Source organism: uncultured Eubacterium sp. (assembly GCF_937958975.1).
Taxonomy (GTDB): Bacteria; Bacillota; Clostridia; order Lachnospirales; family Lachnospiraceae; genus Eubacterium_G.
The window spans coordinates 80,035-98,260 of the sequence record NZ_CALGRE010000014.1; the positions used below are offsets into that span (position 1 = coordinate 80,035).

The window sequence follows — 18,226 nt, forward strand, 5'->3', positions numbered from 1 at the left end:
TTGCAATGAATTTCACAAACGAGACAGAAAAACAAAAGTATTACATAAAACAGTGCAGGGAACTGGTAAAAAATAAAGAGCAGGAATATGGACGAAAACTTACAGCATGTGTTGTTACATTCGGCTGTCAGATGAATTTTAAAGATTCTGAAAAATTGATGGGTATTTTAACTGAGATAGGTTACGAAGAAACGGATGATGAACATGCTGATTTTGTGTTGTACAATACATGTACAGTCAGAGAAAATGCCAATCTGAAAATATATGGAAGACTAGGCTATTTATCTAAGATAAAAGAAAAAAATCCGGATATGATTATCGGGCTTTGCGGCTGCATGATGCAGGAACCTCAGGTTGTAGAAAAGTTAAATAAAAGTTACCGGTTTATTGATATTATTTTTGGAACGCACAATATATTTTTGCTTGCCCAGCTTTTATATGAGCGTCTTATCAATGGGCATAAGGTTGAGGATATCTGGGAGGGAACCACTGAAATCGTAGAAGAACTTCCGACTGTCAGGAAATACAATTTTAAGTCAGGGGTTAACATTATGTATGGTTGTAATAATTTTTGCAGCTATTGCATTGTCCCATATGTGAGAGGACGGGAGAGAAGCAGAAATCCCGAAGATATTATTGCGGAAATAAAGGAATTGGTTAAAAATGGTGTTGTCGAGATAATGCTTTTGGGGCAGAATGTTAATTCGTACGGTAAGACATTAGAAAATCCGGTTACATTTGCAGAATTATTGGAAAGAATCGAAAAGATTGAGGGGTTGAAACGTATTCGTTTTATGACTTCTCATCCAAAGGATTTGTCAGATGAGTTAATTGCGGTTATGGCAAAATCAGAGAAAATATGTAAACAAATGCATCTTCCATTACAGTCGGGAAGCAGTCGGCTTTTAAAGATAATGAACAGACATTATGATAAAGAGCAGTACCTGTCTCTTGTTCAAAAATTAAGAGCGGCAATTCCGGATATCGGAATCACAACAGATATTATCGTCGGTTTTCCAGGGGAGACAGAAGAAGATTTTGTTGAAACTTTAGATGTTGTAGAAAAAGCACAGTATGATTCCGCATTTACATTTATTTATTCTAAAAGAACAGGAACACCGGCTGCTGAAATGCCGGAACAGATACCGGATAATGTGGTAAAGGAGCGGTTTGACAGGCTTTTAAATCTTGTAAATAAAATTTCAAAAGAGAAGACCCGGATATTAGAGGGAACAGTGCAGGAAGTCCTTGTGGAAGAATTAAACAAAAAAATCCCGGGGTATGTCACGGGAAGACTCAGCAATAATTCGGTTGTACATTTTAAGGCAGATGAGGATTATATTGGAAGTATTGTTTTTGTGAAATTAAACGAGGCAAAAGGTTTTTACTATATGGGAGAAATGGTGGAGTAGTATGAGTTTACCACAGATGATGCAGGATGTATGGGACAATCACTTAGATGACCTGACACCTATGATGAGAATGTATATTGAGACAAAAAAACAAAATGATGACTGTATCATTTTTTATCGATTAGGTGATTTTTATGAAATGTTTTTTGATGATGCGATTACTGCTTCAAAAACGATGGAAATTACGCTTACCGGTAAAAGCTGCGGATTAGAGGAGAGAGCGCCTATGTGTGGCATTCCCTATCATGCAGTCGATACATATATTAATAAATTAGTGACGAGAGGGTTTAAAGTTTGTATTGTGGAACAGACAGAAGACCCTGCACAGGCAAAAGGATTGGTGAAAAGAGAGGTTGTGCGGATTGTCACTCCGGGAACAAATCTAAATATGACTGCAATGGATGAAGGAAAGAATAATTATCTGATGTCTATTGCATATGTGGGCGGCAAATTTGGAATTTCCATAGCAGATGTTACCACTGGTGATTACTATGTAACAGAGGTTTCCAGTGAAAGAAATGTACTCGACGAAGTCAATAAATTTATGCCGAGTGAAATTATTTGTAATCATTCATTTTTAATGTGTGGTATGGATATTGAAGATATTAAAAATCGTCTGTCCATATCTGTTTTTGAGTTAGAAGAATGGTATTTTGATGAGGAAAATTGTTCTGAGGTTCTGAAAGAACATTTTAATATCTTAGATTTGTCAGGGCTTGGCATTTCGGAGATGGGGCTTGGCATTATCGCATCAGGTTCCCTTCTGAAATATCTTTATGAAACTCAGAAAAATTCTTTATCCCATTTATCAAGGCTGATTCCTTATTCCACAAGCACTTTTATGATTTTAGATACTTCCACGAGAAGAAATTTAGAATTGTGTGAGACTTTGAGAGAAAAGCAAAAAAGAGGTTCTCTTTTGTGGGTTTTGGATAAAACAAAAACTGCAATGGGTGCAAGAACTTTAAGAAGTTATATTGAACAGCCATTAATTTCAAAAGAGGAAATTATCAACAGGCAAAAGGTAGTTGCAGAGCTAAATAGTTCTTTGATTACAAGGGATGAACTCAGAGAATATCTGTCTCCAATTTATGACTTAGAAAGACTTTTAAGCAAAATATCATACCGTTCTGCAAATCCGAGAGACCTAATTGCATTTAAGACTTCTCTTGAGATGATTCCACATATCAAAAATATTATTAAAGATTTCAAATCACCGCTGTTCGTAGATATATTTGAGCGGCTAGATACATTAGAAGACATTACAAAGTTAATTACAGATTCTATTGCGGAAGATCCGCCGATTAATATTAAGGAAGGCGGTATTATTCGAAATGGATATCATGAGGAAATAGACAAGCTTAGAAATGCTAAAACAGAGGGAAAAACATGGCTTGCCCAATTAGAGGCTGAGGAAAAGGAAAAAACAGGTATTACGAAACTTAAGATAAAATATAATAAAGTTTTCGGATATTATATTGAGGTTTCTAATTCATTTAAAAGTCTTGTGCCGGATTATTATATCCGCAAGCAGACATTAACAAATGCTGAGCGATATACGACGGATAAGCTAAAAGAACTAGAGGAAGTAATTGTGGGAGCGGAAGATAAACTGTTCTCATTAGAATACAATATTTTTACGGCTATCCGTGATGAAATTTTTCAGCAGATTAATAGAATACAACAGACTGCAAAAGCAATTGCAATGATTGATGTATTTGCCTCTCTGGCATTTGTGGCAGAGCGCAATCATTATGTAAAACCCAAAATAAATGAAAAAGGTATTATCGATATTAAGGATGGAAGACATCCTGTAGTAGAAAAAATGATACCCGAAAATATGTTTATAGCAAACAATACTTATCTGGATATGAATCATAATAGATTATCTATTATAACAGGACCTAATATGGCAGGAAAATCTACATATATGAGACAGACAGCTCTGATTGTTCTTATGGCGCAGATTGGTTCTTTTGTGCCGGCATTGGAGGCAAATATTTCTATATGCGATAAAATATTTACCAGAGTCGGTGCCTCTGATGACCTTGCCAGTGGTCAGAGTACATTTATGGTAGAAATGACAGAGGTTGCAAATATCTTAAGGAATGCCACATCGAAAAGTCTTTTGATTTTAGATGAAATCGGACGTGGTACAAGCACCTTTGATGGATTGAGTATTGCCTGGGCAGTTGTGGAACATATATGCGATAAAAAAATTCTCGGTGCGAAGACCTTGTTTGCAACGCATTACCACGAATTAACGGAATTAGAAGGAACGCTTCCGGGAGTAAATAATTACTGTATCAGCGTGAAAGAACAGGGAGATGATATCGTATTTTTAAGAAAGATTGTCAAAGGCGGGGCAGATAAGAGTTATGGTATTCAGGTAGCAAAACTTGCCGGGGTTCCGGATTCCGTATTGCATAGGGCAAAGGAATTAGTAATTGAATTGAGCAATGCTGATATTTCGGCGAGAGCGAAAGATATTGCGGCCGGATTGCAACCGGGAAGCAATGTACTTCCGGGAATAAATGATGATGCAGAGGCACATCAAATGACATTATTTGACGCAGTAAATGAAGATGAGATTATAAGAGAGATACAGGAACTTGATTTAGGAGAAATGACACCTATCGAGGGATTAAATTACCTGTTTAAATTGCAAAATCAGTTAAAAAACCGTTGGTAAATAATATTTGCAGGAGATACATATGAACAAAATTCAGGAACTGGACCAAAATACAATTAATCAAATTGCGGCAGGAGAAGTAGTTGAGAGACCGGCATCTATTGTAAAAGAATTGATGGAAAATGCAATTGATGCCGGAGCTACTATGATTTCTGTTGAAATTGAAGATGGTGGCACTTCTCTGATTCGGATTACGGATAATGGTTCCGGAATCGAGACAGAAGATATTAAGATTGCTTTCTTAAGACATACAACAAGTAAAATCAGAACTGCCATCGATTTATTAAGCGTTTCATCTCTTGGATTTCGAGGAGAAGCGCTCTCAAGTATTGCCGCTGTTTGTCAGGTAGAATTGATTACGAAAACAAAAGGGAATTTGACAGGAAACCGCTATAAAATAGAAGGTGGAAGGGAAATTCTTTTTGAAGAAATCGGTGCGCCGGAAGGAACCACCTTTATTGTTAAGAATATTTTCTTTAACACGCCTGCCAGACGAAAGTTTTTAAAGACACCTCAGACAGAAGCAGGTTATGTATCGGATATAGTCGAAAAAATTGCTCTGTCACATCCTGAAATCTCTATAAGTTTTAAGAGCAATAAGCAGATTAAAGTTCATACGGCAGGAAATGGTAATTTAAAAGACGTCATTTATAATATTTACGGACGTGATGTGACAAAAAATATTATAGAAGTTTGTCAGGAAAATGAGTTTATGAAAATGACCGGTTTTATTGGCAAAGCAATAATCTCCAAGGGAAACAGGACTTTTGAAAACTATTTTATTAATGGAAGATATATTAAGAGTAATATTATTTCAAAAGCAATTGAGGCAGGCTATAAATTTATTTTAATGCAGCACAAATATCCTTTTACCGTATTAAACTTCACAATTAATCCGGAATATTTAGATGTAAATGTACACCCGTCAAAAATGGAGTTGAGATTTCGGAAAGGAGAACATATTTATCCATGGATAGAGGAGTGTATTAATGATGCTTTGATTGAAAAACCAAATATTATTGATATTGCATTGGAAAAAGAACAAAGGTTACATGAAGATGTTCGATATATTCCTGAACCTTTTGAGAAAAAACGTCAGGAACTGCATAAAATAAATTCCGGTTTGGAAGAACATATTTGGGGTGATACAGAGATTTATAAAAAACCGATTGAAAAAGTTTCCGAAGGAATAGATTACAAAGTATCTGATAATGGTAATACATTTTGTTTGAGTGGGAATAATCAAAATTATACAGATAACGCACAAAAAAAGGAAAATATACAAAAGGAATTGACAGATGTATATGATACGTTTCTTACTGATATTGCAAGACCAAAGCATAAACTGATTGGACAGGTTTTCGGTACATACTGGATTATAGAGTATGATAATAAAATGTATATTATTGACCAGCATGCCGCCCATGAAAAGGTTATGTTTGAGTCATTAATGGATAAATTTCATCATAAGACAATCAGCACACAGATGATGAATCCTCCAATTATCCTTTCATTATCAATGAATGAGGCATCATTGTTAGAAAAGTATATGGATAATTTTAAGGAAATTGGTTTTGAGATAGAGCATTTTGGAGGACAGGATTATGCGGTAAGAGGGGTACCGTCTGATTTGTATACTTTAAACAGTGAAGAGGTATTGATGGAGATTATTGATAATCTTTCCAATGAAAATGCCAGAATGGTACCGGACAGTATTACAGATAAAATTGCTTCCATGTCCTGTAAAGCTGCCGTAAAGGGAAACAGTACATTGTCAACAAATGAAGCAAATGCGTTGATTGAGCAATTATTATCTCTGGAAAATCCATATAATTGTCCGCATGGAAGACCGACAATTATCTCGATGAGTAAATATGAATTGGAAAAGAAATTTAAAAGAATCGTTTAGGAGTGTTTATTTTCAATGAATAATAATCTTATTATTGTGACCGGACCGACAGCGGTGGGAAAGACAGCATTGGCAATCGAACTTGCAAAAAAAATAAATGGTGAGATTATAAGTGCCGATTCTATTCAGGTTTATAAATATATGAATATTGGTTCGGCAAAGGTTTTGCCAACAGAAACAGGTGGTATCAGACATCATTTGATAGATGTCCTGACCCCGGATGAAGAATTTAATGTTCACACTTTTCAACAGATGGCAAAGCAGTGTATAAAGGACATCTATGATAGAGGAAAGATTCCAATTATCGTTGGTGGGACAGGTTTTTACATTCAGTCTGTTTTATACGATATAAAATTTGACAAAACAGACGAAAATCATGTATATCGGAGAGAACTGGAACAATTAGCAATAGAAAAAGGAAATAAATATGTTCATAATATGTTAAAGTGTGTGGACCCTAAAGCTGCTGAAAATATTCACTTTAATAATTCCAAGAGAGTTATTAGAGCGTTGGAATATTATTATGAGACAGGGAAACAGATTTCAGAACATAATGAACAGCAGAGAGAAAACACATCACCTTACAATTTCGTATATTTTGTTTTAAATGATGAGAGAGAAGCTCTGTATTATAGAATTAATCAACGTGTGGATATTATGGTGAAACAGGGACTGTATGATGAAGTAAAGGAAATTCTTGATTTGGGTTACAGCGAGACGCTGCCTTCTATGCAGGGAATTGGTTACAAAGAGATGGCGCAATGTGTCAAAGGTAATATGAGTCTGGAGGATGCAGTTTATAACATCAAATTAAATACAAGGCATTTTGCCAAAAGACAGCTTACATGGTTTCGACGTGAGAAGGATGTGACAATGATTCATATTAATGATTATAATTATAATCATGCAAAGATTTTAGATGAAATGCTTATGATTTTGGAAAAAAGACACATAATAAAGAAAGAGGATTTACATGACTGAGATAAAAAAAATGTATAATGAAATGGGAATTTCTGACGAAGTTTATGATTTTTCTAAAAAAATTTCTGAAAGTTTGATACAAAGATTTCAAAAAATTGACATAATTGCCGAGTACAATCAATTAAAGGTGACTCGTGCAATGCAGAAAAATCAGGTTTCTGAAGCGCATTTTACAACAACTACGGGATATGGTTATAATGATTTAGGGAGAGATACATTAGAAAAAGTATATGCCGATGTTTTTCATACCGAGGATGCTCTGGTCAGACCCCAGATTACATGTGGTACTCATGCATTGTCTATTGCGCTGTCAGCTAATTTACGTCCCGGTGATAAGATGGTATATATTTCAGGTAAACCATATGACACTCTTGAGGAAGTTATTGGAATCAGGGAATCAAGAGGCAGTCTCTGCGAATATGGTATTACATATGCCCAGGTTGACCTGTTGGAAAATGGCGGGTTTGATTTTGATGGTATCAAAGAAGCAATGACACCGGATGTTAAGTTAGTCGGAATACAGCGCTCTAAAGGTTACGCTACAAGACCTACATTATCTGTTGAAAAAATCGGTCAGGTGATTTCATTTATAAAATCGATGCATCCGGATGTAATTATTATGGTAGATAATTGTTATGGTGAGTTCGTTGAGACGATAGAACCTTCGGATGTGGGAGCAGATATGATTGTAGGCTCCCTCATAAAAAACCCGGGAGGCGGTCTGGCTCCGATTGGCGGATATATTTGCGGAAAAAAGGAATGTATTGAGAATTGTGCATATCGACTGACAACTCCGGGACTTGGAAAAGAAGTCGGGGCAAATCTTGGTGTGATTACATCTTTTTATCAGGGACTCTTTCTTGCACCTACAGTCGTTGCATCGGCGCTGAAAGGAGCAATATTTGCTGCGAATCTTTTTGAAAAATTTAACTTTAAAGTGATTCCTGACGGAAATGAAAGTAGACATGATATAATTCAGGCAATTGAATTTGGTAATCCTGAATGTGTTATTGCTTTTTGTAAGGGGATTCAGGCAGCTGCACCTGTCGACAGCCATTTAACTCCGGAACCTTGGGATATGCCCGGCTATGATGCACCGGTTATTATGGCAGCGGGAGCGTTTGTCTCCGGTTCCTCTATAGAACTCAGTGCAGACGGTCCTATAAAACCACCATATGCAGTTTATTTTCAAGGTGGTCTGACATGGCAGCATGCCAAACTTGGGATTTTGAAAGCCTTTCAGAATATGGTGAATGACGAATTGATTACATTAAAATAAGTTTTTGTCATTATTTACCTTTTATTGTAAAAAACGTATACACATAATTTTTATTGTGCTAGAATAACTTGTAACCATTTTCTGAAAGAAAATGATTACCTGCTTATGGCACATCTGCGAAGCAGATTTTTCATGTGCCATAATACCAATATACTTGTAACCATTTTCTAAGAAAAAATGGTTACCTGCCAGTTCTGAACTTGGAGAGAGACAGAAATGGAGTTATATGAAAAAAATTAAAGACATCCCACAAACAGAGAGACCTTACGAAAAATGTTTTTCTTCCGGTCCCGAAGTGCTGTCAGACTGTGAACTATTGTCTGTTATTTTAAGAACAGGTACGAATGGGAGCAGTGCATATGATTTAGCCAATGAAATTCTAACGGATGAAGGAGGGAAGATAAATCTTTTATCTGTGATGCATATTTCAAAAGAAGAGCTTCTCCAAATCAAGGGGATGGGGATGGTCAAAACTGTTCAAATTTTATGTTTGGGTGAGTTGGCTAAAAGAATTTCCATAAAACCTTTTCACAATAATGTGAAATATGACAGCCCTCAAAAGATTGCAGGTTTTTTTATGGAAAAAATGCGGCATTTAGAGCAGGAAACATTAAATGTAATGTTTTTGGATGTGAAATGTAAGTTAATAAAAGATAAGGAACTCACGAGAGGAACCATCAGCCAGTCGCTTGTTTGCACAAGGGAGATTTTTGTTGAGGCGTTAAAGTGTAATGCAGCAAATATTGTTCTAATACACAATCACCCCAGCGGTGAGCCGACACCAAGTAAAGATGATATAAAAAGTACACTTAAGATTCGAGAAGCAGGTATTTTGATAGGAATTACGCTTCTTGACCATATTATTATCGGAGATAATAAATTTTCAAGTTTAAAAGAATTAAAATTTATATAAACCAGGTTGTAAACTTATAATCATTTCTCATAAGAACATAATTATAAGTTATGAAAGGATATACTATGAGTCGTAGTGTTTTTGGTATTGATTTTGGTACAAGCAATATTAAAATATATAATGGAATAACAAGAACAACATTAAATGAAAAAAATATTATTGCTATAAAAAACAAAAATGAATTATTTGAAATCGGGGATGAAGCATATAAAATGTATGAGAAGTCTCCTGAAAATATTAATGTTATATTCCCAATTAAATATGGTGTAATTGCTGATTTGAAAAGCATGAAGATGTTATTTGAACAGTTTTATAAGAAAATGACCGGTCCCAGAGGAAGTAAAATGGGAAGATTTTGTATTGCAGTACCCGCAGATATTACAGAAGTCGAAAAAAGGGCATTTTATGATGTTGTAGCGAAATCAGATATTAAAGCAAGAGAGATTAAAATTGTTGAAAAACCTATTGCCGATGCAGTCGGGCTTGGAATCGATATGTCAAGTGCCAGAGGAAACATGATAGTCAATATTGGCGCTGATACGACAGAAATTTCTGTAATTTCTCTTGGAGGTATCGTTGTCAGCAGAATAATAAAACTTGGTGGTAATAAATTAGACCAGATGATTTGTGATGTTGTCAAAAGAAAGTACAATATTTTGATTGGATTGAAAACAGCAGAGCAGATTAAAAAAACATTGTCTGATGCAATGTATGACGAAGATGACGATGGAAATGATGATATTCTTTATGTATATGGAAGGAACGTCATTACAGGACTGCCTTCCGAGAGAGGGGTTTCCAAAGAAACGATTTATGAGGCAATCAAGCAGTTTTTTGATGACATCACAGAAGCTATCAAAAATCTTCTTGAGAGAACGCCACCGGAGCTTTCGGCAGATATTATTGATACGGGAATTTATCTTACAGGTGGTTCCTCTTCTATAAAAAATTTGGACAAGCTCATTGCCAAAGAAACAGATTTAAAAGTGAATACCGTAAATAATGCACAGGATTCGGTGATAAGAGGTATTTCTGTAATTATGTCTGATTCCGGATTTAAGAAATTAATGTATGAACCGAGAGAAAGTTCATTCTAGCAGCGTTTACTTTTGTACAGATAACATGTAGTTAATTTAGTTATAGGATGAGAAGAATGAAAAGACCAACAAAGATTAATATAAAACCAAAAATTTTAATATTTATACTGACACTGATTTGTATTGCATCATTAATACTGTCAGTTGCTTTTTCAAGTTTTTCCAGACCGTTTAAAACAGTCGCAGGTATTGTTGTAGTTCCCCTGCAAAGTGGTGTGAATAATATTGGAAGCTGGTTTACGGATAAAACTCAGCTTTTAAAGACAGTAAAGCAGCTAAAAAATGAAAATACAAAACTGTCTGAACAAGTGAATGAGCTTACAGAGGAGAACAGCCTTTTAGCACAGAATAAATATGAACTTACACGCCTTAGAGAGTTAATGAAATTAGATGAAGATTATTCGGCATACGAAAAGGTGGCTGCAAAAGTTATCGGGAAATATCCCGGGAAATGGTTTAACATATTTACAATTAATCGTGGTTCCGATGATGGCATCCAAGTGGATATGAATGTGATTAGCGGCGGTGGACTCGTAGGAATTGTCTATGATGTAGGAAAAAATTACGCAAAGGTGCGTTCTATTATTGACGATGAGAGTAATGTGAGCGTTTCTTTTGCAAATACATCTGATACGGGCTATGCCAGTGGAGATTTAAAATTGTTTGACGAAGGTATTTTAAATATTACCGGGGTTGCAAAGGAAGCTAAAATTGCGGAGGGTGATATGGTTATCACATCACAGATTAGTGATAAATTTCTTCCGGGTATTTTGGTAGGTTATATGACTGAGACATCAAAGGATTCCAATGAACTCACACAATCGGGCAAAATGATTCCTGTTGTGGATTTTCAACATATTGATGAAGTTTTAGTTATCAAAAAGTTAAAAGAAGGATTAAAGGATTAATTCAATTCTAAGGGTAATATTTATGAAACACAGATTGATTAAAATAATAATCACGGCAGTTATTATTATCACTGCATTTGTTTTGCAGACTTCACTTTCCCGTGCAAATTATCAGACTGTTGCCACACCGAACCTACTGTTGATGACGACGTGTATTTTTGGTTTTATGCGTGGCTGCAACTATGGAAGTGTTACCGGGCTGATATGCGGACTGCTGGTTGACATATTTTTTGGTGATGTTATCGGGCTTTATGCACTGATATATATGTATGTAGGATTTTTTAGTGGATTATTTAAAAAAATGTTTTACAGCAATCACATTTTTATGCCAATGTTATTAGTTTTAGCCAGTGATTTCACATATAATCTGGCATGCTATACATTCCGATTTTTATTAAGAAACAAATTAGATTTTTCATTTTATTTCAATAAAGTAATTATACCGGAAATGATTATTACAACTTTTGTTACATTTTTACTGTATAAGTTATTTTATCTTTTGAATGAAAAAATATTTACTTTAAAACAGGAGAATATATTAAGTTTTGATAAGTGATTTTTTATATACCATATCTAAAATAATTAAATCGAGAATCTTTATTGTAAGTATTATAATAATTGGTCTGTTTTCTATTCTGTTATACAGAATTTTTGATTTGCAGATTGTCAATGAAAATTATTATTTGAATACATACATTAAAAAAGCTGAAAAGACTGTCTATACATCCGGTACCCGTGGAAAAATACTGGATGTAAAGGGGAATGTTCTGGCGTATGATGAGTTGGCGTATATTGTCAGAATGGAAGATAAGATTGACAGTTCTAATGAAAAAAACAACCAGATGAATTCCATTGTATATAAAGCAATCAATGTGATTGAAAAATATGGAGATAAGGTGATTATTGATTTTCCGATTACTTTAAATGAAGATGGAAAGTGGGAGGAAAGTTTTACATCTGACAGAGCGAAACAGCTTTTTATGGAAAATATTTTTGGTAAAGGGTTAAAATATCAGGGACATGATTATACGAATGCATCCACAGGTGAAATCATAAATTTTTTAAAAAATGATTTCTTTGAGATAGAATTAGACGTTGATGACGAAATGCTCCTTAAGATAATATCCCTTCGCTATAATGTATACGCAAATTCTTATCAGAAGTATGTGGGGATTACTATCGCAAAAGATATTTCCAGAGAGACAGCGGCAGCTATATACGAAAATGAGGCCGAATTGACAGGTGTTACAGTAGAAGAACAAACAGTTAGAAAATATAATAACAGCATTTATTTTGCACCGATTCTGGGATATACAGGTACTATTTCTGATGCGCAGTTAGAAGATTTTAAGGAAGAGGGAAAGAATTATACTTCCAGTGACATTGTTGGTAAGGCAGGAATCGAATCATCTCTGGAAAATTATTTACAGGGAAAACATGGAGAAGAAAAGATTTTTGTAGATAATACGGGAAAGAAGTTAAGTACCATTTCAAAAAAAGATGCGAAAGCAGGAAGTGATGTTTATCTGACAATAGATGCAAAATTACAAAAAGCTGTTTATACAATGCTTGAAAAAAGAATTGCTGCAATATTGATATCTGAAATTAAAAATTATGATGTAAATGAAAAAGAAGAAACAGATGAAGATTTACATTATATTTCCGTAAAAAAAGTATATGCACAGTTAGTCACAAATAATGTTGTGAGTATTAAGCATTTATCTAAAAAGTCAACAGACAATGAGGAACGCGTATACCAAAAATATAAAAACGGCGTTTCTGAAGCTGTCTCTAAATTAAAATCACAGTTAAATTCTGATGATGGAGAGATTTACAATGATTTAAATGATGAATTTAAAGAATATTATGATTATATTTATGATTTGTTAAAAAATGATGGTATTTTGCTTACATCCTCGATTGATACAAAGGATGAAACATACAATAAATATGTTGGTGGAAAAATCAGCATGAATGAATTTATCAGATATGCGATAAAGCAGAATTGGATTAATTTAGAGCCGCTTGATGTTTCAGATTCTTATTTATCTACAGAAGAGACTTATGATATTCTAAGAAAATATATTATCTCTGATATAAAGAAAAATACTTCATTTGGCAAAAAAGTAGTTTCATACAGGATTTATGATGGAACAATTTCAGGCAGTGAAATATGCATGCTTTTATATGACCAGAAAGTCTTAAAGAAAGATACGGAAACATATAATCGCTTGTCTACTTATGATACTTATGTAACATATCAGTTTATTATTAATCAGATAAAAAAACTAAATATTACACCGGCGCAGCTTGCATTAGACCCATGTTCCGGTTCGGTTGTAATTACAGACCCTGCAACGGGTAAAGTGAGAGCTTTGGTAACGTATCCAAGTTATGATAATAATATGCTTTCCGGTACGGTCGACCCTGATTATTGGGCAAAATTAGTAGATGACCAGTCTGAACCGCTGTATAACAGGGCTACACAGGGAGCTTCCGCTCCAGGTTCGACCTTTAAGATGTGCACAACGATGACAGCATTAGAAGAAGATGTTGTCGGACAGTATGACACAATAACCGATAAAGGTCAGTTTGAAGAAATAAAACCATCGCCAAAATGTTGGATTTTTTCACATGGTGCAACGCATGGAAGTATTAATGTAATGCAGGCGCTGGCGCAATCATGCAATTATTACTTTTATGAAATGGGATACCGACTGGGAAAAAATGGAAGTAACTCATATGACAGTTCTCTTGGACTCAATAAAATGGAAAAATATGCAACGGAACTCGGATTAAATTCATTGTCCGGTGTAGAAATTACCGAAAGAGAACCACATTTTTCTACAGAGAGTGCCGTCCACTCGGCAATCGGTCAGGGAAGTAATGCATTTACACCGGTTCAGTTGGCAAGATATGTATCAACAATAGCAAACGGTGGGAAAAATTATTCATTAACATTAGTGGATAAAGTAAAGTCTTCAAAGGGAAAAACCCTTTTGAAAAATAAATCTAAGCTTACAAATACAGTTGACGTTAACACAAGTACCTGGGATGCTATTCATGATGGCATGCGACAGGTTATTACAAACGGAACTGTATATAAATCTTTTAAAGATACAAAAATTAAGATTGCGGGAAAATCGGGTACGGCACAGGAAAATAAAAAGCGTAATCCACATTCCTTATTTGTGGCATACGCACCATATAATGAGCCTGAGCTTGCCACCTCTGTTGTAATACCTTTTGGTAATTCATCACATGATTCCGCAGAACTTGCAAAAAGTGTTATCCAATATTATTATGGTGAAATTACCGATAAAGACATCAAAAAAGAGGTCAAAATGGATAATACGAAAAATGTTACACAGGACTAATTTTGTTGTAATGTAATTACAAATCTCCTGGATAAAATACAAAGGATGACGATATTGATTTTATTTTAGGAGGAATAAATGGGAGAAGTAATAGTTGTAACTTCAGGAAAGGGCGGTGTAGGAAAGACAACAATTACCGCAAATTTAAGTATAGCTTTGGCAAAGATGGGAAACAGTGTAATTGCCATTGATACAGATATCGGCCTGCGAAATTTGGATGTTGTAATGGGATTAGAAAACCACATTATATATAATTTAGTGGACGTAATCGAAGGAAATTGCAGATTAAAGCAGGCAATTATCAAAGACAGAAGGCACAGCAATCTCTATTTGCTGCCGAGCGCACAATCACGGGACAAGGATTCCGTTACACAGGAGCAAATGATAGAATTGACTTCCTGTTTAAAAGAAGAGTTTGATTTTGTTATTATTGATTGCCCGGCCGGCATTGAACAGGGATTTAAAAATGCCATCGCAGGAGCAACAAAGGCAATTGTAGTGACAACTCCTGAGGTGTCAGCGATAAGGGATGCTGACAGAATTATTGGTTTACTTGAAAAGGATGGAATTGAACCGATTTATCTTTTGGTAAATAAATTGAGGCCGGAGTTGATTAAACGCGGAGATATGATGTCCTCAGATGATGTCGTAGAAATTTTGGGAACAGACATTATCGGTTGTGTAAATGATGATATCAATGTAGTCATTGCCACAAATAGAGGAGAGGCTGTCGTAGACCAGAATACAGTATCCGGCCGTGCAATTATGAAGATAGCCGAGAGAATTAGTGGTGTCCATATTACTGAAGACAAAACAGAGGGAAGATTTTCATTTCTGTTTTTCAAAAATATTTTTAGTAAGGGGGCGTCAAAATGATTTTTAAGAGATTTATATATAGAAAGCATTCCGGGAAAATTGCACGAGAACGTTTACAGATATTATTAGTTACCGACAGACTGGGGTGTAACCCTGACACGACAGAAGCCATCAAAAAAGATATCATTAAAGTTATATCAAAATACATAGACATAGATATTGACAACTGCCACATAGAGATACAACATGAAAAAGGTCCATGTCTTATGGCAAACATACCAATTAAGGAAATTAAAATTTAACAGTCAGATTTGAGGTCACAGATTAATGATTAGAAAAATACGAAATACCATAAAAAATTACAAATTGTCTAATTTCAATTTTAGATTACTGATATATGTTATTGCAATTACTATTATCGGAATACTATGTATTGGAAGTGCAACAGAAGGGGAAAATTTTCAATTCAAACAAATTCTGGGGCTGGTTCTTGGAATCATTGCAATTATCTTTTTTACATTTATCAGTTATAAATTTATATTTAAATTTTACTGGGCAATTTATTTTACTACGATAGGGCTGCTATTACTGGTTTTAGTATTGGGTTCCGTAAATAAAGGAGCAAAAAGATGGATTAATTTAGGATTTACGGAGTTTCAGCCATCAGAGTTTGCTAAAATATTTTTGATTATATTTTTAGCAACGTATATATATAAGAGATTAGAGACACTGAACACATTTAAAACCTTAGGCGGTGCAGTAGTTCTTTTTGGTATTCCTATGGTACTGATTTTATCACAGCCCGATTTATCAACGACAATCATTATCTGTCTGACTTTTGTGGCAATCATGTTTTTGTCCGGAATGAGTCATAAGATTGTAACGGCAGTTTTAGTTATCTCTATACCGGTTGCATGTATTTTGGGATATTTTATTATACAGCCGGATACCGGAAAAAAAATATTGAGTGAATATCAGTATAATCGTATTATCGGATTTTTCCAGGATGACAATGAGATAGCAAAAGGAATACGCTACCAGCAGGAAAATTCACTTCTTGCTATTGGTTCCGGTGGTCTTACAGGAAAGGGGTTATACAATAACACGGTCACATCCGTAAAAAATGGAAAGATGCTGTCAGAGTCCCATACTGATTTTATTTTTACAATTGTAGGTGAAGAATTAGGTTTTATTGGTGCGGCGGCAGTCATAATATTATTATTTATGATTGTATTAGAATGTTTTATTACGGGTTCCAGAGCCCCCACGTTTGCAGGAAAATTATTTTGCTTTGGTTTTGGAGCACTAATTGCAGTGCAGACGTTTGTAAACATTTCGGTAGCAACATTTTTACTTCCAAATACAGGTGTAACTCTGCCATTCGTTAGCTATGGTTTAACCTCACTGCTCAGTATGTATTGTGGTGTGGGAATTGTTCTAAATATTGGTTTACAACGTACAAAGGCAATGGTTTAAAAAATTTGTAATAAATAACTGAAAAAATAATTGAAAAATAAACATATTTGCTGTAGAACTTTTACAAATATTTAGGTATACTATTCATAAGAAATGGAGGGATTTATGAACATCGGATTAATTGCACACGACTCGAAAAAAAAGCTTATGCAGAATTTTTGTATCGCCTATAGAGGAATTCTGTGCAAGCATTCATTATATGCAACAGGAACCACAGGAAGATTGATAGAAGAAGCAGCAAATTTGAATGTTTATAAATATCTGGCAGGACATTTAGGGGGAGAACAGCAAATGTGTTCGCAAATCGAGCAGAATGATTTAGATTTACTGATTTTTATCAGAGACCCACTGAACCCAAAGTCCCACGAGCCGGATATTCATAAAGCAATCAGATTGTGTGACATGCACAATATTCCTTTGGCAACAAATATAGCCACAGCAGAATTGTTGATTAAGTCTCTGAACAGAGGTGATTTAGAGTGGCGTGAAATATATAAAAATTAAGTACCACAGTTCTTGATTTAAAATGTGGTACTTTCATTAAGATACTTTGAATAAAGTATTTTATAACATTAAAATTTAATAAAACCAAAGGAGGATAGCAACATGATTGAAGTTATTTGCGGTGAAAAAGGTAATGGAAAAACAAAAATTATGTTACAAAAGACCAATGAAATTATCTCACAGGCACAGGGAGCTGTAGTATATATCGATAAAAGCTCACAGCATATGTATGAACTGAATAATCAGATTCGGTTAATTAATATTACAGAATATCCTGTAACTACATATGAGGGTTTTATTGGTTTCGTATCAGGTTTATTATCGGGAAACCATGATATTGAATGTGTATTTATTGACAGTTTACTAAAGGTTGCTTATCTGGATAGAGATAACATTACTTCAGCCATTGAAACATTAGAGCGTTTAAGTAACAATGTAAAATTTATTTGTAGTATTTCTTTATCGGAAGGGGATTTACCGCAAAGTGTCAGGGAAAAAATAATTGTATCCTGCTAATAAATAAAACATCCATATACTAAGACATTTGTCTGATATATGGATGTTTTATTCGTTATATAGATTTTATCTGTTTTCTCCGAATGAACAAATTCTTCCGAATAAACTTATAATATAAAGCCCGCATATTCCTACAATTGCATACACAATTCTAGATAGCCATGTCAACTGACCAAAGAGAAATGCAACAAGGTCAAATTTAAAAAAGCCGATTAATCCCCAGTTGATTGCTCCAATGATAACAAGTGTTAACACCAAATAATCTAAACCTTTTGATTTCATAAATATTACCTCCTTTAAAGTCTGATATTATTTTTTCCAAAAGAATAAAAATAATACATTTTAA

16 protein-coding genes are annotated in these 18,226 nt (G+C 34.6%); 15 read left to right on the top strand and 1 reads right to left on the bottom strand.

Going from position 1 to position 18,226, the window contains the following annotated elements; translation table 11 throughout:
* The first annotated feature begins 5 nt into the window (after positions 1-5).
* The 15 genes from miaB to Q5O86_RS02050 all read left to right on the top strand — a co-directional run bounded on the left by miaB (position 6) and on the right by Q5O86_RS02050 (position 17,880).
* On the top strand, positions 6-1,412 hold the full coding sequence (miaB, locus tag Q5O86_RS01980; protein ID WP_302625468.1) for a tRNA (N6-isopentenyl adenosine(37)-C2)-methylthiotransferase MiaB: 1,407 nt from the start codon (positions 6-8) through the stop codon (positions 1,410-1,412).
* 1 nt (position 1,413) lies between these two features.
* Positions 1,414-4,104: a DNA mismatch repair protein MutS gene (gene mutS / locus Q5O86_RS01985; RefSeq protein ID WP_302625469.1), complete on the top strand. Its 2,691-nt coding sequence runs from the start codon at positions 1,414-1,416 to the stop codon at positions 4,102-4,104.
* Positions 4,105-4,126: 22 nt separating this feature from the next.
* On the top strand, positions 4,127-6,013 hold the full coding sequence (mutL, locus tag Q5O86_RS01990) for a DNA mismatch repair endonuclease MutL (protein ID WP_302625470.1): 1,887 nt from the start codon (positions 4,127-4,129) through the stop codon (positions 6,011-6,013).
* 15 nt (positions 6,014-6,028) lie between these two features.
* Entirely contained in the window at positions 6,029-6,994 is a 966-nt protein-coding gene (gene miaA / locus Q5O86_RS01995) for a tRNA (adenosine(37)-N6)-dimethylallyltransferase MiaA (protein ID WP_302625471.1), read from the top strand.
* Positions 6,981-8,273, top strand: coding sequence for an aminotransferase class I/II-fold pyridoxal phosphate-dependent enzyme (locus tag Q5O86_RS02000; protein WP_368074724.1), 1,293 nt, complete (start codon positions 6,981-6,983; stop codon positions 8,271-8,273). The genes miaA and Q5O86_RS02000 overlap by 14 nt, the downstream gene beginning before the upstream one ends.
* 226 nt (positions 8,274-8,499) lie before the next feature.
* Entirely contained in the window at positions 8,500-9,186 is a 687-nt protein-coding gene (radC, locus tag Q5O86_RS02005; RefSeq protein WP_302625473.1) for a DNA repair protein RadC, read from the top strand.
* A gap of 65 nt (positions 9,187-9,251) precedes the next feature.
* Positions 9,252-10,283, top strand: coding sequence for a rod shape-determining protein (locus tag Q5O86_RS02010; RefSeq protein WP_302625474.1), 1,032 nt, complete (start codon positions 9,252-9,254; stop codon positions 10,281-10,283).
* 56 nt (positions 10,284-10,339) lie between these two features.
* Positions 10,340-11,191: a rod shape-determining protein MreC gene (mreC, locus tag Q5O86_RS02015; protein ID WP_302625475.1), complete on the top strand. Its 852-nt coding sequence runs from the start codon at positions 10,340-10,342 to the stop codon at positions 11,189-11,191.
* Positions 11,192-11,213: 22 nt separating this feature from the next.
* Positions 11,214-11,747, top strand: a complete 534-nt coding sequence (gene mreD / locus Q5O86_RS02020) for a rod shape-determining protein MreD (protein WP_302625476.1) — start codon at positions 11,214-11,216, stop codon at positions 11,745-11,747.
* On the top strand, positions 11,737-14,568 hold the full coding sequence (locus Q5O86_RS02025) for a penicillin-binding transpeptidase domain-containing protein (RefSeq protein WP_302625477.1): 2,832 nt from the start codon (positions 11,737-11,739) through the stop codon (positions 14,566-14,568). Before mreD ends, Q5O86_RS02025 begins: the two co-directional genes overlap by 11 nt.
* Before the next feature lie 78 nt (positions 14,569-14,646).
* Positions 14,647-15,444: a septum site-determining protein MinD gene (minD, locus tag Q5O86_RS02030; protein WP_302625478.1), complete on the top strand. Its 798-nt coding sequence runs from the start codon at positions 14,647-14,649 to the stop codon at positions 15,442-15,444.
* Complete coding sequence (minE, locus tag Q5O86_RS02035; RefSeq protein ID WP_302625479.1) at positions 15,441-15,686, top strand: cell division topological specificity factor MinE; 246 nt, start codon at positions 15,441-15,443, stop codon at positions 15,684-15,686. Before minD ends, minE begins: the two co-directional genes overlap by 4 nt.
* 25 nt (positions 15,687-15,711) lie before the next feature.
* Positions 15,712-16,860, top strand: a complete 1,149-nt coding sequence (locus Q5O86_RS02040) for an FtsW/RodA/SpoVE family cell cycle protein (RefSeq protein ID WP_302625480.1) — start codon at positions 15,712-15,714, stop codon at positions 16,858-16,860.
* A 105-nt stretch (positions 16,861-16,965) separates the two neighbouring features.
* The gene (locus Q5O86_RS02045; RefSeq protein ID WP_302625481.1) at positions 16,966-17,364 is read left to right on the top strand and encodes a methylglyoxal synthase; all 399 of its coding nucleotides are present in this window, start codon (positions 16,966-16,968) and stop codon (positions 17,362-17,364) included.
* 102 nt (positions 17,365-17,466) lie between these two features.
* On the top strand, positions 17,467-17,880 hold the full coding sequence (locus Q5O86_RS02050; RefSeq protein WP_302625482.1) for a twitching motility protein PilT: 414 nt from the start codon (positions 17,467-17,469) through the stop codon (positions 17,878-17,880).
* 66 nt (positions 17,881-17,946) lie between these two features.
* On the opposite strand, the gene Q5O86_RS02055 is transcribed toward Q5O86_RS02050, so the two are convergent.
* Positions 17,947-18,162 (bottom strand): DUF378 domain-containing protein, encoded by a 216-nt coding sequence (locus Q5O86_RS02055; protein ID WP_302625483.1) that lies wholly within the window; start codon positions 18,160-18,162, stop codon positions 17,947-17,949.
* Positions 18,163-18,226 lie beyond the last annotated feature (64 nt).